The 14,739-nt window shown below is 71.8% G+C and carries 12 protein-coding genes; 6 read left to right on the top strand and 6 right to left on the bottom strand.

Features of this window, described 5'->3' with window-relative positions:
• Positions 1-153: 153 nt before the first annotated feature.
• Positions 154-2,871 carry a cation-translocating P-type ATPase gene (locus tag FLP10_RS17070; RefSeq protein WP_149161950.1) on the bottom strand — a complete coding sequence of 906 codons (2,718 nt, stop codon included), beginning with the start codon at positions 2,869-2,871 and terminating at the stop codon, positions 154-156.
• Between the two features lie 68 nt (positions 2,872-2,939).
• Positions 2,940-3,545: a TetR/AcrR family transcriptional regulator gene (locus tag FLP10_RS17065; RefSeq protein WP_149161949.1), complete on the bottom strand. Its 606-nt coding sequence runs from the start codon at positions 3,543-3,545 to the stop codon at positions 2,940-2,942.
• A 70-nt stretch (positions 3,546-3,615) separates the two neighbouring features.
• Here FLP10_RS17065 and FLP10_RS17060 point away from each other — a divergent pair, with 70 nt between their 5' ends.
• The 6 genes from FLP10_RS17060 (at position 3,616) to FLP10_RS17035 (ending at position 12,306) form a co-directional block, all read left to right on the top strand.
• Positions 3,616-5,268 (top strand): ABC transporter substrate-binding protein, encoded by a 1,653-nt coding sequence (locus tag FLP10_RS17060; RefSeq protein WP_210418437.1) that lies wholly within the window; start codon positions 3,616-3,618, stop codon positions 5,266-5,268.
• Positions 5,265-6,269 carry an ABC transporter permease gene (locus FLP10_RS17055; protein WP_149161948.1) on the top strand — a complete coding sequence of 335 codons (1,005 nt, stop codon included), beginning with the start codon at positions 5,265-5,267 and terminating at the stop codon, positions 6,267-6,269. Before FLP10_RS17060 ends, FLP10_RS17055 begins: the two co-directional genes overlap by 4 nt.
• The gene (nikE, locus tag FLP10_RS17050; protein ID WP_246150068.1) at positions 6,266-8,887 is read left to right on the top strand and encodes an ABC transporter ATP-binding protein/permease; all 2,622 of its coding nucleotides are present in this window, start codon (positions 6,266-6,268) and stop codon (positions 8,885-8,887) included. Before FLP10_RS17055 ends, nikE begins: the two co-directional genes overlap by 4 nt.
• A 138-nt stretch (positions 8,888-9,025) precedes the next feature.
• Positions 9,026-11,632 carry a valine--tRNA ligase gene (gene valS, locus FLP10_RS17045; RefSeq protein WP_149161947.1) on the top strand — a complete coding sequence of 869 codons (2,607 nt, stop codon included), beginning with the start codon at positions 9,026-9,028 and terminating at the stop codon, positions 11,630-11,632.
• Between the two features lie 9 nt (positions 11,633-11,641).
• A complete protein-coding gene (locus tag FLP10_RS17040) occupies positions 11,642-12,085 on the top strand; it encodes a GNAT family N-acetyltransferase (protein ID WP_149161946.1) in 444 nt (147 codons plus the stop codon).
• A complete protein-coding gene (locus FLP10_RS17035; RefSeq protein WP_149161945.1) occupies positions 12,085-12,306 on the top strand; it encodes a hypothetical protein in 222 nt (73 codons plus the stop codon). Before FLP10_RS17040 ends, FLP10_RS17035 begins: the two co-directional genes overlap by 1 nt.
• A gap of 72 nt (positions 12,307-12,378) precedes the next feature.
• Here the strand turns inward: FLP10_RS17035 and FLP10_RS17030 are convergent, their stop codons facing one another.
• From FLP10_RS17030 to FLP10_RS17015, 4 genes are read right to left on the bottom strand one after another with little or no spacing between them, the layout of a single operon-like run.
• The gene (locus FLP10_RS17030) at positions 12,379-13,218 is read right to left on the bottom strand and encodes a methyltransferase domain-containing protein (protein WP_149161944.1); all 840 of its coding nucleotides are present in this window, start codon (positions 13,216-13,218) and stop codon (positions 12,379-12,381) included.
• The gene (locus tag FLP10_RS17025) at positions 13,218-13,547 is read right to left on the bottom strand and encodes a metal-sulfur cluster assembly factor (protein WP_149161943.1); all 330 of its coding nucleotides are present in this window, start codon (positions 13,545-13,547) and stop codon (positions 13,218-13,220) included. The genes FLP10_RS17030 and FLP10_RS17025 overlap by 1 nt, the downstream gene beginning before the upstream one ends.
• A 20-nt stretch (positions 13,548-13,567) precedes the next feature.
• Entirely contained in the window at positions 13,568-14,365 is a 798-nt protein-coding gene (gene sufC / locus FLP10_RS17020; RefSeq protein WP_149161942.1) for a Fe-S cluster assembly ATPase SufC, read from the bottom strand.
• Between the two features lie 47 nt (positions 14,366-14,412).
• On the bottom strand, positions 14,413-14,739 hold the full coding sequence (locus tag FLP10_RS17015) for a non-heme iron oxygenase ferredoxin subunit (RefSeq protein ID WP_149161941.1): 327 nt from the start codon (positions 14,737-14,739) through the stop codon (positions 14,413-14,415).

Genomic DNA, 14,739 nt, shown 5'->3' with positions numbered 1-14,739 from the left:
TCGCTTGCCCCGATCGCTCGGGACCGCTCTCACTGCGGCTGTGACGGGCCTGCCCCGTTCGGTTCTAGTGACGACGGATGCTTCGCGGCATGCCGTACGCGTTCTTCCGAAGACTCCCCGGTGATGGCCGGATCGCAGTCGTTGGGCGCTATCTTACCCGGCCCGTCGCGACCGCCGCGCGATCGCCTTCGCCGCCTCGACGATCAGGAAGACCGCCAGCGCGATGGCGGCGGTGAGGCCCCACTCGCGCGGTCCGATCGCGGCCGAACCGAACCAGGTGTGCATGAACGGCGCGTAGACGAACACGAGTTGCAGCACGATGAGCGCGATCGCCGACCACCAGACGACGCGGTTGCCGCGCAGTACGTCGACGGTGAGGCTCGACCGATCGAGGAATCGGCAGTTGAACAGGTACGCGAGCTGGCCGAGCGCGAGCATCGTCACCGCCGTGGTCTGCGCGGTCGCGAGTTCGTACCCGGCGGCGCGCTCGGCGTAGAAGACGCCGAGGGTTGCGCCGCCGATGAGCACCGAGACGAGTGCGATGCGCCGCAGCGCCGGCGCGTCGAGGATGGGGGCGCGCGGGTCGCGCGGCGGACGCGCCATCACGTCGAGCTCCGCGCGCTCGTTGGCGAGCGCGAGCGAGAGCGTCACGCCGGTGACCATGTTGACCCAGAGCACCTGCACCGGTTCGAGCGGCAACGCCAGGCCGAACAGCACGGCCACGAGGATGACGAGCGACTGCGCGCCGTTGGTCGGCAGCAAGAACAGGATGGACTTGCGCAGGTTGTCGTAGATCCGCCGGCCCTCTTCGACGGCGCGCTCGATGGTCGCGAAGTTGTCGTCGGCGAGCACGACCTCCGCGGCCTCCTTCGTGGCATCCGTGCCCTTGATGCCCATGGCGACCCCGACCTCGGCCTGGGTGAGCGCCGGGGCGTCGTTCACACCGTCGCCGGTCATCGCGACCACCTCGCCTCGGGCCTGCAGCGCCGAGACGATGCGGATCTTGTGCTCGGGGCTCGTGCGCGCGTAGACGTCGACCTGCGGCGCGAGCTCGTGCAGCTCCTCGACGCCCATCGTCTCGAGCTGCTCGCCCGTCAGCACCCGCGCGTCCTCGTCGCGAACGATGCCCATCTCGCGGGCGATCGCGTACGCGGTGCCGGCGTGGTCGCCGGTGATCATCTTCACGCGGATGCCCGCGGTGTGGCACGCCTCGATCGCCTCGACCGCCTCGGGGCGGGGCGGGTCGACGATGCCGACGAGGCCGATGAACTCGAGCCCCGCGTCGAGATCGGATGCCACGAGGGCATCGGTGCCCGATGTCGGCGTCGTGCGGGCCGCGGCGAGGACCCGGAGCCCCTGCGCGCCGAGCCGGTCGATCTCGTCGGACCAGAAGGCGGCGTCGAGCGGCTCGGAGGTGCCGTCGGGTGCGAGTTGCGTCGCGCTGCGCGCGAGCAGCCGGTCGGGGGCTCCCTTCACGTGCACCGCTCGACCGTCGGCGCTGTCGCGGTCGAGCGTGGCCATGTACTTCGTCGCGGATTCGAACGGCACGACCGCGACGCGGGTCCATCCGGCCGGATCGAACCCGGCCTTCACCCCGAGCACGTGCAGCGCGCCCTCGGTGGGCTCGCCGACGAGCCGCCACACGCCGGCGTCGTCGACGGTGCGGGCGTCGTTGCAGAGCGCCATGGTCTCGACGAGTGCGCGCAGGTCGGCGTGATCGGCGAGCGCTGCCGGCGCGCCGCCGCGCGAGAGGCCGCCGTCGGGTCCGTATCCGATGCCGGCGACGTCGTAGAGCCCACCGCGCGTGCGAACGCTGCGCGCGGTCATCTCGTTGCGGGTGAGCGTGCCGGTCTTGTCGGAGCAGATCGTGGTGACCGACCCGAGCGTCTCGACGGCGGTGAGCTTGCGCGTGATCGCCTGCCGGCGCGCCATCTGCTGCACGCCGAGCGCGAGCGTGATGGTCACGAGCGCCGGAAGCCCCTCTGGCACCGCCGCGACCGCGAAGCCGATCGCGGCCGACACCAGGTCGGGGATCGAGAAGTCGTGGACGAGCTTGCCGATCACCACCATGACGATCGCCAGCACGACGATGAGCAGGGCGAGCCGCTTGCCGAACGAGGCCAGCGTGCGGGTGAGCGGGGTCTCGAGGGCGTCGACGGTGGAGATGAGCGTCGAGATGCGGCCGATCTCGGTCGCCGCTCCGGTCGCGACGACGACCGCCTCGCCCGTGCCGGCGGACACCAGCGTGCCCGAGAACAGCATGTCGGCGCGGTCGCCGACGCCCGCCCCGGGCGCGACGGGCTCGGAGCGCTTGGTCGCGGAGAGCGACTCGCCCGTGAGCGCGGACTCGTCGACCTGCAGGTTGACCGCCTCGACGAGTCGGGCGTCGGCCGGGACCCGGTCGCCCGAGCGAACCCGCACGACGTCACCGGGCACGACCGATTCGGCGTCCACGGTCGTCCACTCGCCGTTGCGGCGCACGTGCGCGTGGACCGACAGCATCTCGGAGATGCCCTGCAGTGCCCGTTCGGCGCGCCCCTCCTGGATGAACCCGATCGCGGCGTTGATGACGGCGACGGCGAGGATGATCGCGAAGTCGATCCAGTCGCCGAGAATCGCCTTCAACCCCGCCGAGGCGAGCAGGATGTAGATGAGCACGTCCTGGAAGTGCGAGAGCACGCGGCGCCAGAGCGGCGCTCGCGGCGGGGTCGGCAGTCGGTTCGGCCCGACCCGGGCAAGCGCTGCCGTCGCGTCGTCGTCGTCGAGCCCGCCCCTGGTCGTGCCGAGGGCAGCGAACACGTCGTCGACCTCGGCCGCCCACGGCGCCTCGAGCGCCGACACCCCTGCTGCACGCACCCCGCCCTGCGTCATGCGCTCATGCTAGCGGCGGATCCGGCTCGGATCACCCGAGCGCGAACGTGCGCGGCGCCCCGCCCGATTCAGCCGAGGACGCGGCTGAACCCGTCGCAGACGGGCGCCACGGCGCGCGCCACGTACGCGGCGAGCGGATCGCGCTCGGGCCCGGCGAGCGCCCAGAGCTCGACGGCGGCGGAGCACGCCGCGGTCACCGCCGCGGCCGCCGCGCGCACGTCGGCGGACCGATCCACCGGGGCGCCCCGGCGCGAGAGCTCGGCGCGCAGCATCGAGCTCACCCGTTCGAACCGAGCGACCCCGGCGAGCCGGAACTCCGCGAGCGTGTCCATGAGCTCGGCCTGCGTGAGCGCGATCGGCACCGCTGAGCCCGGGTGCTGTTCGGCGACCGAGACGAGCGCGCGTTCGACGGCCGCCGTCGGGGAGATCCCGGGCGCCTGTGCGGCGAGCGCGTCGGCGAGCCGTTCGACGGTGGCATCGAGGTCGACCCAGAGCAGGTCGCCCTTCGACGCGAAGTAGTTGAAGAACGTGTTGCGGCTGACGCCGGCCCGGCGGGCGATGTCGTCGATCGTGGTGCGGCCGTAGCCCTGCTCCAGGAAGAGTTCGGCGGCGGCGTCCTCGAGATCGCGTCGGCTCGACGCGCGCGGGCGGCCGACACTGCGTGAAACAGGCATAGGATCATTATCCGGACTCAGTCCAAGAATCCGCCGCGAAGGTCACGGCGGAGCATCCCCGAGGAGTCTCGTGTTCTCTCGCCACCGTTCCCTCCGCTTCGCCCTGCCCGTCGCGATCTCGGCAGCTGCCGTGCTCGCGCTCGCCGCGTGCACCCCCGCCGAACCCGGCGCGTCGGGCGACGCCGCATCGGGCGGCACGCTCGTCTACGCGTCGGGCGACGCCGAGCCGACCTGCCTCGACCCGCACGTCGGCGGCAACTACCCGCAGGCACTCGCCGCCACCCAGTTCCTCGAGTCCCTCGTCTCACGCGACGCCGACGGCGAGATCATCCCCTGGCTCGCCGAATCGTGGCAGGTCTCCGACGACGGCCTCACCTGGGACTTCGCACTGAAGGCCGGCGTCGAGTTCACCGACGGCACGCCGTTCGACGCCGCGGCCGTGAAGGCCAACGTCGAGCACGTGCAGGACCCCGACACCGCGTCGTCGACCGGATGGCTCGCGCTCGCGAAGGTGGCCGAGGTCGAGGTCGTCGACGACACCCACGCCCGCTTCCACCTGAGTGCGCCCGACAGCGCGCTGCTCGAGTCGCTCAGCCAGCCCTGGGTGGCGATCGAGTCGCCGGCCGGGCTCGAGCGGGGCACCGACGAGAACTGCCTCGCCCCGATCGGCACCGGGCCGTTCATCGTCGACTCGTGGACGAAGCAGGACCGCATCGTCTTCGTGCAGAACCCCGACTACACCTCGCCGCCCGCCGACGCGGGCCACGACGGGCCCGCCTACCTCGACCGCATCGAGTGGCGGTTCCTGCCCGACTCGGCCACCCGCTACGCGGCCCTGCAGTCGGGCGAGGTCGACGTCATCGACAATGCGCAGCCCGACACCATCGCCGCCGCCTCCGACGAGGCCGGAATCGTGCACCTCGACGCACCGCGTCCGGGTGCGTCGAACCGCATCGAACTCGACTCCTCGAAGCCGCCGTTCGACGACATCCGGGTGCGCGAGGCGTTCATCAAGGCCGTCGATGTGAACGCCGGCATCGACTCGCTGTTCTTCGGCACCGCCGAGCGCGGGTACTCGCCGCTCTCGAGCGTCGAGCCGACGGCGTTCAGCGAGCCCGACCTGTTCGATGTCGATCCCGACGAGGCGAATCACCTGCTCGACGAGGCCGGCTGGACGGCGCGCGACGGCGACGGCGTGCGGGTGAAGGACGGGCAGCGCCTCGAGCTGCGGTTCCCGGTGAGCACGAACCAGTCGACCCCCGCCGAGCAGTCGCTGTTCGAGCAGCTGGGCGAGGGGGCCCGCGCCGTGGGCTTCGAGGTGCAGCTCGCACCGCTCGACCTGTCGAGCTGGTACGGCGCCCTCGCGGCGCACGAGTACGAACTCGTGAGCGCGCCGTACACGAAGGTCGGGCCCGACGTGCTGCGCATCCTCTTCCACTCCGACAGCACGATCCCGGCGCCGAGCGGGTATTTCGCGAACCTCGCGCAGGTGCGCGACCCCGAGATCGACGCGCTCCTCGAGCAGGCGTCGGCGTCGCAGGACGAGGCGCAGCGCGCCGAGATCTACCGCGATGTGCAACAGCGCGTGCTCGAGGGCCGCTACCTGCTGCCGATCTACGACCAGCAGAACCACTACCTGCACACGTCGCGTCTCGAGGGCATGCGGGCCATGCCCACGGTGTCGACCCCGACGTTCCTCGACGCGCGCTTCACCGAGGAGTGAGCGTCGCGCGCGTCGAACCGACGCGCGGGCGGTTGCGGCCGCTCGCGCGGCGGTTCGGCGTGCGCCTGGCCGGTGCGGTGCTCGTGCTGTGGGCGGTCGCGACGATCACGTTCTTCGCGATCCGGCTCATCCCGGGCGATCCCGCGCAGGCGATTCTCGGCGGCCCCGGGTCGCAGGCCAGCGCCGAGGCGCTCGAGGCGGTCCGTCACGAGTACGGCCTCGATCTGCCGCTGCTGCAGCAGTACCTGCTCGCGCTCGGCCGGCTCGCGACGTGGGACTTCGGCACGTCGTACGCGCTGCGCCAGCCCGTCGCCGAGGTGATCGCCGCCCAACTCCCCGGCACGTTCGCCCTGGCGGTGATCGCGCTCGCGTTGGCGTGGGTGATCGCGCTCGCCCTCGCGCTCTTCTCGACGCTCGGCGCGGGCACCCGCGGCGGCCGCATCGCCGCTGCGGTCGGCGGCACGGTCGAGACGGTCGCCGCCGCGCTCCCCCATTTCTGGCTCGCGGCCGTACTGGTGGTCGTGTTCAGCACCTGGCTGCACCTGCTGCCGCCGGTCAGCACTGCGGATGCCTCGGGCCTGGTGCTGCCCGTCGTCACCCTCGCGATCCCCGTCGCGGGCTTCCTCGCCCAGGTCATGCGCGAATCGCTGCAGCAAGCCCTCGGCGCCCCGTTCTCGTTGTCGGCGCGCTCCCGCGGCGAGACCGAGGGCGGGGTGCGGTTCCGTCACGCGCTGCGGCATGCGGCGCTGCCGGGCGTGAACCTCAGCGCCTGGGCGTTCGGCTACCTCGTGTCGGGCGCGGTGGTCGTGGAGACGATCTTCGCCCGGCCCGGGCTCGGTCGGTCGCTGCTGCAGGCGGTGACGCTGCGCGACGTGCCGCTGGTCACGGGCATCGTGCTGGTGTCCGCCATCGCGTACATCGTCGTGACCATCGTGGCCGACCTCGTGAGCGTCGCGCTCGACCCGCGACTGCGCGGGCCCGCCCGGGAGTTCGCGGCATGAGCGCAACCGAACCCCGCGTCGGCGCGGTAGAGCTCGAGGCGCTCGGCTCTCGCGGAGCGACCCGCGTACGCGTGCGCGGCCTCCCCGACCTGTCGGTCGGCGAGGTGATCGCCATCGCGTTCGCGGTGTTCCTGGCGATCGCCGCCCTCGCGCCCTGGCTCCTCGCACCGGGCGACCCGCGCGCCATCGCGCCGTCAGAGGCGTTCACGCCGCCGTCGCCGGGTCACTGGCTCGGCACCGACGAGTCGGGCCGTGACGTGTACACACGACTCGTGCACGGCGCCGCCGCGTCTCTCGTGATCGGCGTCGCCGCGACCGCGATCGGACTCGCTCTCGGTGCCGTGCTCGGGTTCACGGCGGGCCTGGCAGGCCGCGCCGCCGACCTCATCGTCGGTCGCGTGCTCGAGGTGCTGTTCGCGTTTCCCAGCCTGCTGCTGGCGCTCCTGGTCATCGTGATCGCCGGCCCGGGCCCGCTGCCGGCGACGATCGCGGTGGGCCTGTCCACCGCTCCCGGCTACGCGCGCATCATCCGCGGCCAGGTGCTGCGCATCCGCTCGACCGGCTTCGTCGAGGCGGCCCGCGTCCTCGGCCACTCGCGCACGCGCATCGTGTTCCGCTCGATTCTGCCGAACGTCGCGGGCGAGCTCCTCGTGCTCGCGACCCTCGGCGTCGGCCAAGCGGTGGTGTGGGCGTCGACCCTCAGCTTCCTCGGGCTCGGCGCGCAGCCCCCGGCGCCCGAGTGGGGGGCGATGCTCAATGCGGGCCGCACGTACATCCAGACGGCGTGGTGGCTCACCGTCATGCCGGGCCTCATGATCGTCGGCACGATCATCGCCGCCACCGTGATCGGGCGTCGTCTCGCCGCCGGGTCGCGTCGGCGAGCCGAGTCGGCGGGCACGGATGCGATCGCTCCGTCCTCGGCTCGGAGCGCCGTCGACGCTCGCGCCGGCGAGCTGGTCGACGAGGTCGCATCGGTGGACCACGAGCGTCAGGTCACCGACGCCGTGGGCGGGCGCGCGACCGCACCCGCCGAGCCCGAGGCATCCGACCCGCTCGTGGCCGTCGACGACCTCCGTGTCGCCTTCGGCGACCGCGAGGTCGTCGCCGGGGTCTCGCTCTCCATCGCGCCAGGCGAATGCGTCGCGATCGTGGGCGAATCCGGGTCGGGCAAGTCGGTCACGGCGCGGGCGCTGCTCGGCCTCGCCGGCGAGCACGCGCGCGTCACGGCCGATCGACTCGAGCTCGAGGGCGGCGATCTGCGCGGGCTCGGCGCGCGACGGTGGCGCGCGATCCGCGGCGAGCGGGTCGGCCTGGTGCTGCAGGACGCGCTCGTCTCGCTCGATCCGCTTCGACCGATCGGCCGGGAGATCGCGGATGCGCCTCGACTGCATCGACGCCTTTCCGTTCCTGCGCGCACGGCACTCGTACGCGACACCCTCGAACGCGTCGGCATGCCCGCCCCCGACCGGCGCGCGTCGCAGCGCAGCGGCGAGCTGTCGGGCGGTCTGCGCCAGCGCGCGCTCATCGCCTCGGCGATCGTGCTCGACCCGCCGCTCGTGATCGCCGACGAACCGACCACCGCACTCGACGCGTCCGTGCAGCGCCGCGTCCTCGACGAGCTCGCTCGTCTCAAGGCGGCCGGCACGGGGCTGCTGCTGATCACGCACGACCTCGCGGTGGTCGCCGGCATCGCCGACAGGGTGCTCGTGATGCGCGACGGCCGCATCGTCGAGCAGGGTTCCGCACACGACGTCCTCACGTCGCCGCGCACCGCGTACGCCCGTGAGCTCGTCGCGGCCGCCGACCTGCCGGCGCGCGACACGACGACCGCGGGCGCGCCGCCCGCGCAGTCGACCACCGCCCCGGTGCTCGCCGCGAGCGGCCTCGCGAAGTCGTTCGGCGACCGCATCGCCCTCGACGGAGTCGGGTTCGAGCTGCGCGCCGGCGAGACGCTCGGCGTGGTCGGCGAATCAGGCTCGGGCAAGACCACGCTCGCGCGCGCGGTCCTCGGACTCATGGCGCCCGATGCGGGCACGATCGGCTGGTTCGGGCTGACGTGGGCCGACCTCGACGGCACCGGGCGACGCTCGCTCCGCCGCCGGGTCGGCCTCGTCGCGCAGGACACGGCGTCATCGTTCGACCCGCGGTGGAGCGTCGGCCGCACGATCGCCGACGCGCTGCCGCCGCACGTGCCCGCCGCCCAGCGCGAGGCACGGGTCGGAGCCCTCCTCGCCGACGTCGGCTTGCCGGCGACGATCGCCGACCGCGCGCCGGCCACCCTCTCGGGCGGCCAGCGCCAGCGCGTCGCGATCGCGCGCGCGCTCGCCGCCGAGCCCGACGTGCTCGTGCTCGACGAACCCGTCTCGGCGCTCGACGTCACCGTGCAGGCTCGGGTGCTGGCGCTGCTCGACCGCCTGCAGCGCGAGCGCGGTCTCGCCTACCTCTTCATCTCGCACGATCTCGGCGTCGTGCGTCACCTCGCCGACCGGGTGCTCGTGCTGCACGACGGACGGGTCGTGGAGTCCGGCCCCGCCGCCGCGGTATTCGACTCGCCGACCGACGCGTACACGCGGCAGCTGCTGGCCGACCGGCTGACACTCGACCCCGCGCGCGGGTGAGCGCTCCGAGGCATCCGCATGGCGGCGGTGCGGGCGGCCTCGGCTACGTGACATCCGCCGTTCCCGTTAGAATCGGTCGGATCCACATTCAGGCACCTCATCACGGACTCGGTGCCGCACATATCGAACCGGAGCATCATGACCGACGCGCGCATTCCCGACAAGCCGGCCCTCGAGGGCCTCGAGGCCAAGTGGGGCGGTGTCTGGGAGACGCAGGGCACCTACCGGTTCGATCGCGACTCGGCACTTCGCCGCGTCGAATCCGCCGACGGCGGCCGCGAGTGCATCTACTCGATCGACACCCCGCCGCCGACCGCGTCGGGCTCGCTGCACATCGGCCACGTGTTCTCGTACACGCACACCGACGTCGTGGCCCGCTTCCAGCGCATGCGCGGCAAGCACGTCTTCTACCCGATGGGCTGGGACGACAATGGCCTGCCCACCGAGCGCCGGGTGCAGAACTACTACGGCGTTCGCTGCGACCCGACCCTGCCGTACGAGCCCGGGTTCGTGCCGCCGTTCGAGGGCGGCGAGGGCAAGAGCATCAAGGCCGCCGACCAGGTGCCGATCTCGCGGCGCAACTTCATCGAGCTGTGCGAGCGACTGACGGTCGAGGACGAGCAGCAGTTCGAGGCGCTCTGGCGCTCGCTCGGTCTCTCGGTCGACTGGAGCCAGACCTACCGCACCATCGGCGATGAAGCGCTGTTCACCTCGCAACTCGCGTTCGTGCGCAACGTCGAGCGCGGCGAGGCGTACCAGGCGCTCGCACCGACGCTGTGGGATGTCACGTTCCGCACCGCCGTGGCCCAGGCCGAGCTCGAAGACCGCGAGCAGCCGGGCCACTACCACCGGGTGTCGTTCCACCGCCCCGACGGCGGCATCGTCGAGATCGAGACCAGCCGCCCCGAGCTCATCGCCGCGTGCGTCGCCCTCGTCGCGCACCCCGACGACGAGCGGTACCAGCCGCTGTTCGGCTCGACCGTGACCACGCCCGTGTTCGGCGTCGAGGTGCCCGTGGTGGCACACCACCTCGCCCAGAAGGACAAGGGCACCGGCATCGCGATGATCTGCACCTTCGGCGACGTGACCGACGTCGTGTGGTGGCGCGAGCTGCAACTGCCGAACCGCGCGATCATCGGCTTCGACGGCCGCATCATCGCCGACGCGCCCGACGCGATCACCTCCGAGGCCGGGCTCGCCGCCTACGCGCAGCTCGCCGGCAAGACCGCATTCAGCGCCAAGCAGGCGATGGTGGAGCTGCTGCGCGAGTCGGGCGACCTGCTCGCCGACCCCAAGCCGATCACCCACCCCGTGAAGTTCTTCGAGAAGGGCGACCGGCCCCTCGAGATCGTCTCGACCCGGCAGTGGTACATCACGAACGGCGCGCGCGACGAGCAGCTGAAGCAGCGCCTGCTCGAGGTCGGCCGCGAGATCGACTGGCACCCCGACTTCATGCGCGTGCGCTACGAGAACTGGGTCGGCGGGTTGTCGGGCGACTGGCTCGTGTCGCGCCAGCGGTTCTTCGGCGTGCCGATCCCGGTGTGGTACCCGCTCGACGCCGACGGCAACCCCGTCTACGACGAGCCGATCGTCGCGACCCGCGAGCTCCTGCCGGTCGACCCGTCCTCGGCGCCTGCGCCGGGCTACGACGAGTCGCAGCGCGGCGAGCCCGGCGGCTTCGTCGGCGAGCACGACGTGATGGACACCTGGGCGACGTCGTCGCTCACCCCGCAGCTCGCCGCCGGCTGGGAGCGCGATGCCGAGCTGTTCGACCTCGTGTTCCCGTTCTCGCTGCGCCCACAAGGCCAGGACATCATCCGCACCTGGCTGTTCTCGACGGCGCTGCGCGCCCAGCTCGAGCACGGCGTCTCGCCGTGGGCGAACGCGGCGATCTCGGGCTTCATCGTCGACCCCGACCGCAAGAAGATGTCGAAGTCGAAGGGCAACGTGGTCACCCCGGCGGGCCTGCTCGAGCAGCACGGATCCGACGCGGTGCGCTACTGGGCGGCCTCGAGCCGCCTCGGCACCGACGCCGCCTTCGACCCGCAGAACCCGACGCAGGTGAAGATCGGCAGGCGCCTGGCCATCAAGGTGCTGAACGCGGCCAAGTTCATCCTCGGCTTCGAGGGCACCGCGGATGCCCCCGTGACCGAGCCGATCGACCGCAGCATGCTCGCCGCGCTCGAGCGCGTCGTCGAGCAGGCCACGCGCGCGCTCGAGTCCTACGACCACGCCCGCGCGCTCGAGGTGTCCGAGACGTTCTTCTGGACCTTCTGCGACGACTATCTCGAGCTCGTGAAGGAGCGCGCCTACGGCGAGGCCTCCCCCGCGCAGGCCTCGGCCGTCGCGGCGCTGAAGACCGCGCTCAGCGTGCTGCTGCGCCTGTTCGCCCCCGTGATCCCGTTCGCGGCCGAAGAGGCGTGGAGCTGGTCGAACGAGGCGAGCGTGCACACGGCCGCGTGGCCGACGGTCGACGAGCTCGACGCGCGCGGCGATGCCGGAGACGAGCTGCTCGAGCTCGCCGGGCTCGCGCTGACCGGCATCCGCGGAGCCAAGACGAACGCCAAGGCGTCCCAGAAGACGCCGGTCGCCCGAGCCGTGATCGCCGGCCCCGCCGACGCGATCCGCCTGCTCGAGACCGCGGCCGCCGACCTGCGCGCCGTCGGACGCATCGCCGAGCTCTCGTTCGTCGAGGGCGACGCGCTCGAGGTGCGCGAGATCGAGCTCGACGCGCCGCAGCAGTGAGGGGGAACTGTGAGCACTGACATCCGCACGGTCGAAGACGACGACTTCTTCGGCTGGTTGCCGCTGTTCGAGGGTTACTGCCGCTTCTACGGGCACGAGCTCGACGACGCGAAGGCCCTCATCGTGTGGAACTGGATCCGCGACGAGCACCACCCGCTCGACGCGCTGATCGCGGTCGACCCCGAGGGCACGCCGATCGGGCTCGCGCACTTCCGTCCAGCGCCCGACACGCTGACCGCGACCACCGGCCTGTACCTCGACGACCTGTGGGTCGCGCCCGACCACCGCGAGGGCGGGGTCGGCCGCGGCCTCATCGAGGCGGTGCACGCGCGCGCCGGGCAACTGGGCGGGGGCGTCAGCTGGATCACCGCCGACGACAACGAGCAGGCGCAGCGGCTGTACGACTCGCTCGCCCGACGCACGTCGTGGGTGACGTACGAGATGGACGCCTGATGCAGCTCGGCACGCGCTGGCCGTTCGGCGCCGAACCGCCCGTGTCCGTGCCGGCCTCGATCCGGCCGGCGATCGCCGACATCGAAGCCGGCCGGGCCGACGGTGCCGGCCGCGCATGGACGCTCACCTGGCTCGAGGGTCGACCGATCGCCGAGCTCGACGACGGCACGGTCGTGCGCGAGAGCATCGTCGATCTCGACGGTGGCGACGAGGACTGGTGACGCCGGGGGTCGCTGAAACGCGGTGCGTGCGGCAGCGATCGGGCTCGGGCCCGAGTCGCTCTCGTGTGCGGCTCAGCCGCGCGCGATGACCTCGGCGTGCGGCATCAGCAGCCAGCCGTCGCCGTCGGCCGCCCACTCGCGCCAGGCCTGCGCGATGCGCTCGAGCTCATCGGGGTGCGAATGGCCGGCCTCGACCGCGTGCGCGGCGAACTGCGACTCGGTCGCGCGCAGCGCCCACGACTCACCCCACCACTCGCGTTCGAGTGCGGTCGCGAACACCCACACCGACCCGGTCGCGGCGATCTCGTCGTATCCCGCCGTCCGAACCCACGAGGTGAGGTGCCGGCCCGCATCGGGTTCCCCGCCGTTCCAGCGGTGCACGTCGCGGTACAGCTCGAGCCAACGGGTGAGCCCCGCCGACGCCGGGCTCCAGATCACGCCGCCGTAGTCGACGTCGCGCACGGCGAGCACGCCGCCCGGACGCAGCACGCGTCGCCACTCGCGCAGGGCATCGACCGGTCGCGAGAGGTGCTGCAGCACCTGGTGCGCGTGCACGATGTCGACGCTGTCGTCGGGCAGGTCGAGCGCGTACGCATCGCCGGTGCGGAACTCGGCGTTCACGATGCCCGAGCTCTGTGCGAGGCCGGAAGCCTGCGCGACTACCTCAGCCGACGCGTCGATGCCGAGCACGCGCCCCGCGGGCAGCCGACGGGCGAGGTCGACGGTGATCGTGCCGGGCCCGCAGCCGACGTCGAGCACGCTCGCGCCGTCGAACAGGTGGGGCACGAGGTACGCCGCCGAGTTGTCGACGGTGCGCCACGTGTGGCTGCGCAACACGCTCTCGTGGTGGCCGTGCGTGTAGGTGTCGCGCGGCGCGGACTCGACCGGCCGATCGGCCGGGTCGGCCGTCATCAGATCGCGAACCCGAGCGCGCGCATCATGTCGCGACCGTCGTCGGTGATGCGCTCGGGACCCCACGGCGGCATCCACACCCAGTTGATGCGGAATTGCTCGACGATGCCGTCGAGCGCCTCGGCGGTCTGCTCCTCGAGCACGTCCGTGAGGGGGCATCCGGCACTGGTGAGCGTCATGTGGATGACCAGCGCGTCGTGCTCGTCGTCCCAGCCGAGGTCGTAGATGAGGCCGAGGTCGACGACGTTGACGCCGAGTTCGGGGTCGACGACGTCTTTCAAGGCCTCAGTGACCTCGTCGAACTTCTCAGGCGCGAGTGAGCTGACCATGAATCGAGTCTACGCCCGGACTACTCGCCCGCGGCCTCGAGGACCGCGGCCTCGGCGTCGGCCGCCTCGGCGACCTGGTACCGGTCGTAGCCCTCATCCTCGAGCCGCTCGGCGAGCTCGGGGCCGCCCTGCTCGGCGATCTTGCCTGCGACGAACACGTGCACGAAGTCGGGCTTGATGTAGCGCAGGATGCGCGTGTAGTGGGTGATGAGCAGGATGCCGAGTCCGGTGTTGTCGTGGGCGCGGTTGACGCCCTCCGAGACGACCTTCAGCGCGTCGACGTCGAGGCCCGAGTCGGTCTCGTCGAGCACCGCGAACTTCGGCTTCAGCAGCTCGAGCTGCAGGATCTCGTTGCGCTTCTTCTCGCCGCCCGAGAACCCCTCGTTGACGTTGCGCTCGGCGAACGCCTGGTCCATCTTGAGGTTCTGCATGGCGCCGCGCACGTCCTTCAGCCAGGTGCGGATCGCCGGCGCCTCGCCGTCGATCGCGGTCTTGGCGGTGCGCAGGAAGTTCGTGACGGTCACGCCGGGGATCTCGACCGGGTACTGCATCGCGAGGAACAGGCCGGCGCGGGCGCGCGCATCGACCGTCATCTCGAGCACGTTCTCGCCGTCGAGCAGGATCTCGCCCTGGACGACGGTGTACTTGGGGTGGCCGGCGATCGTGTAGGCGAGGGTCGACTTGCCGGAGCCGTTCGGCCCCATGATGGCGTGGATCTCGCCCTCGTTGATGACCAGGTCGACACCACGGAGGATCTCGCGGGTGCCCTGGTCGGTCTCGACGTTGACGTGCAGGTTCTTGATCTCGAGCACGGACATGGTGGGGTTTCTTCCTTCGGTCATGCGGCCGGAGGCCGCAGCAGGTTTCAGACGGTCAGCGTGACCGCGGGGTCGATGAGGACGTCGCCGCCCTCGATGTCGACCCGGTAGACGGGGACCGGCTCGTAGGCCGGGAGGGTGAGGGGCTTGCCGGTCTTCAGCGAGAACATCGAGCCGTGGGCCCAGCATTCGAGCGTGTCATTCTCGACGAAGCCCTCGGAGAGCGAGATGTCGCCGTGGGTGCAGGTGTCGCCGATGGCGAAGACCTCGCCGGCGGCGTCTTTCACCACCGCGATCGGCACGCCGTCGACGACGAAGCGCGACGCCTGGTTCTCGACCAGCTCGTCGATGCCGCAGATGCGAACGGCTGCCAC

Origin of the sequence: Agromyces intestinalis, from assembly GCF_008365295.1 — a bacterium.
GTDB classification, from domain to species: Bacteria; Actinomycetota; Actinomycetes; order Actinomycetales; family Microbacteriaceae; genus Agromyces; species Agromyces intestinalis.
This window is presented reverse-complemented; position numbering and strand designations above follow the sequence as displayed.

Bases quoted from the DNA above. Each gene is read 5' to 3' on its own strand.
- sufC (WP_149161942.1), bottom strand. From the start codon at position 14,365: ATGTCCGTGCTCGAGATCAAGAACCTGCACGTCAACGTCGAGACCGAC.
- FLP10_RS17070 (WP_149161950.1), bottom strand. From the start codon at position 2,871: ATGACGCAGGGCGGGGTGCGTGCAGCAGGGGTGTCGGCGCTCGAGGCG.
- FLP10_RS17035 (WP_149161945.1), top strand. From the start codon at position 12,085: ATGCAGCTCGGCACGCGCTGGCCGTTCGGCGCCGAACCGCCCGTGTCC.
- FLP10_RS17065 (WP_149161949.1), bottom strand. From the start codon at position 3,545: ATGCCTGTTTCACGCAGTGTCGGCCGCCCGCGCGCGTCGAGCCGACGC.
- valS (WP_149161947.1), top strand. From the start codon at position 9,026: ATGACCGACGCGCGCATTCCCGACAAGCCGGCCCTCGAGGGCCTCGAG.
- FLP10_RS17025 (WP_149161943.1), bottom strand. From the start codon at position 13,547: ATGGTCAGCTCACTCGCGCCTGAGAAGTTCGACGAGGTCACTGAGGCC.
- FLP10_RS17030 (WP_149161944.1), bottom strand. From the start codon at position 13,218: ATGACGGCCGACCCGGCCGATCGGCCGGTCGAGTCCGCGCCGCGCGAC.
- nikE (WP_246150068.1), top strand. From the start codon at position 6,266: ATGAGCGCAACCGAACCCCGCGTCGGCGCGGTAGAGCTCGAGGCGCTC.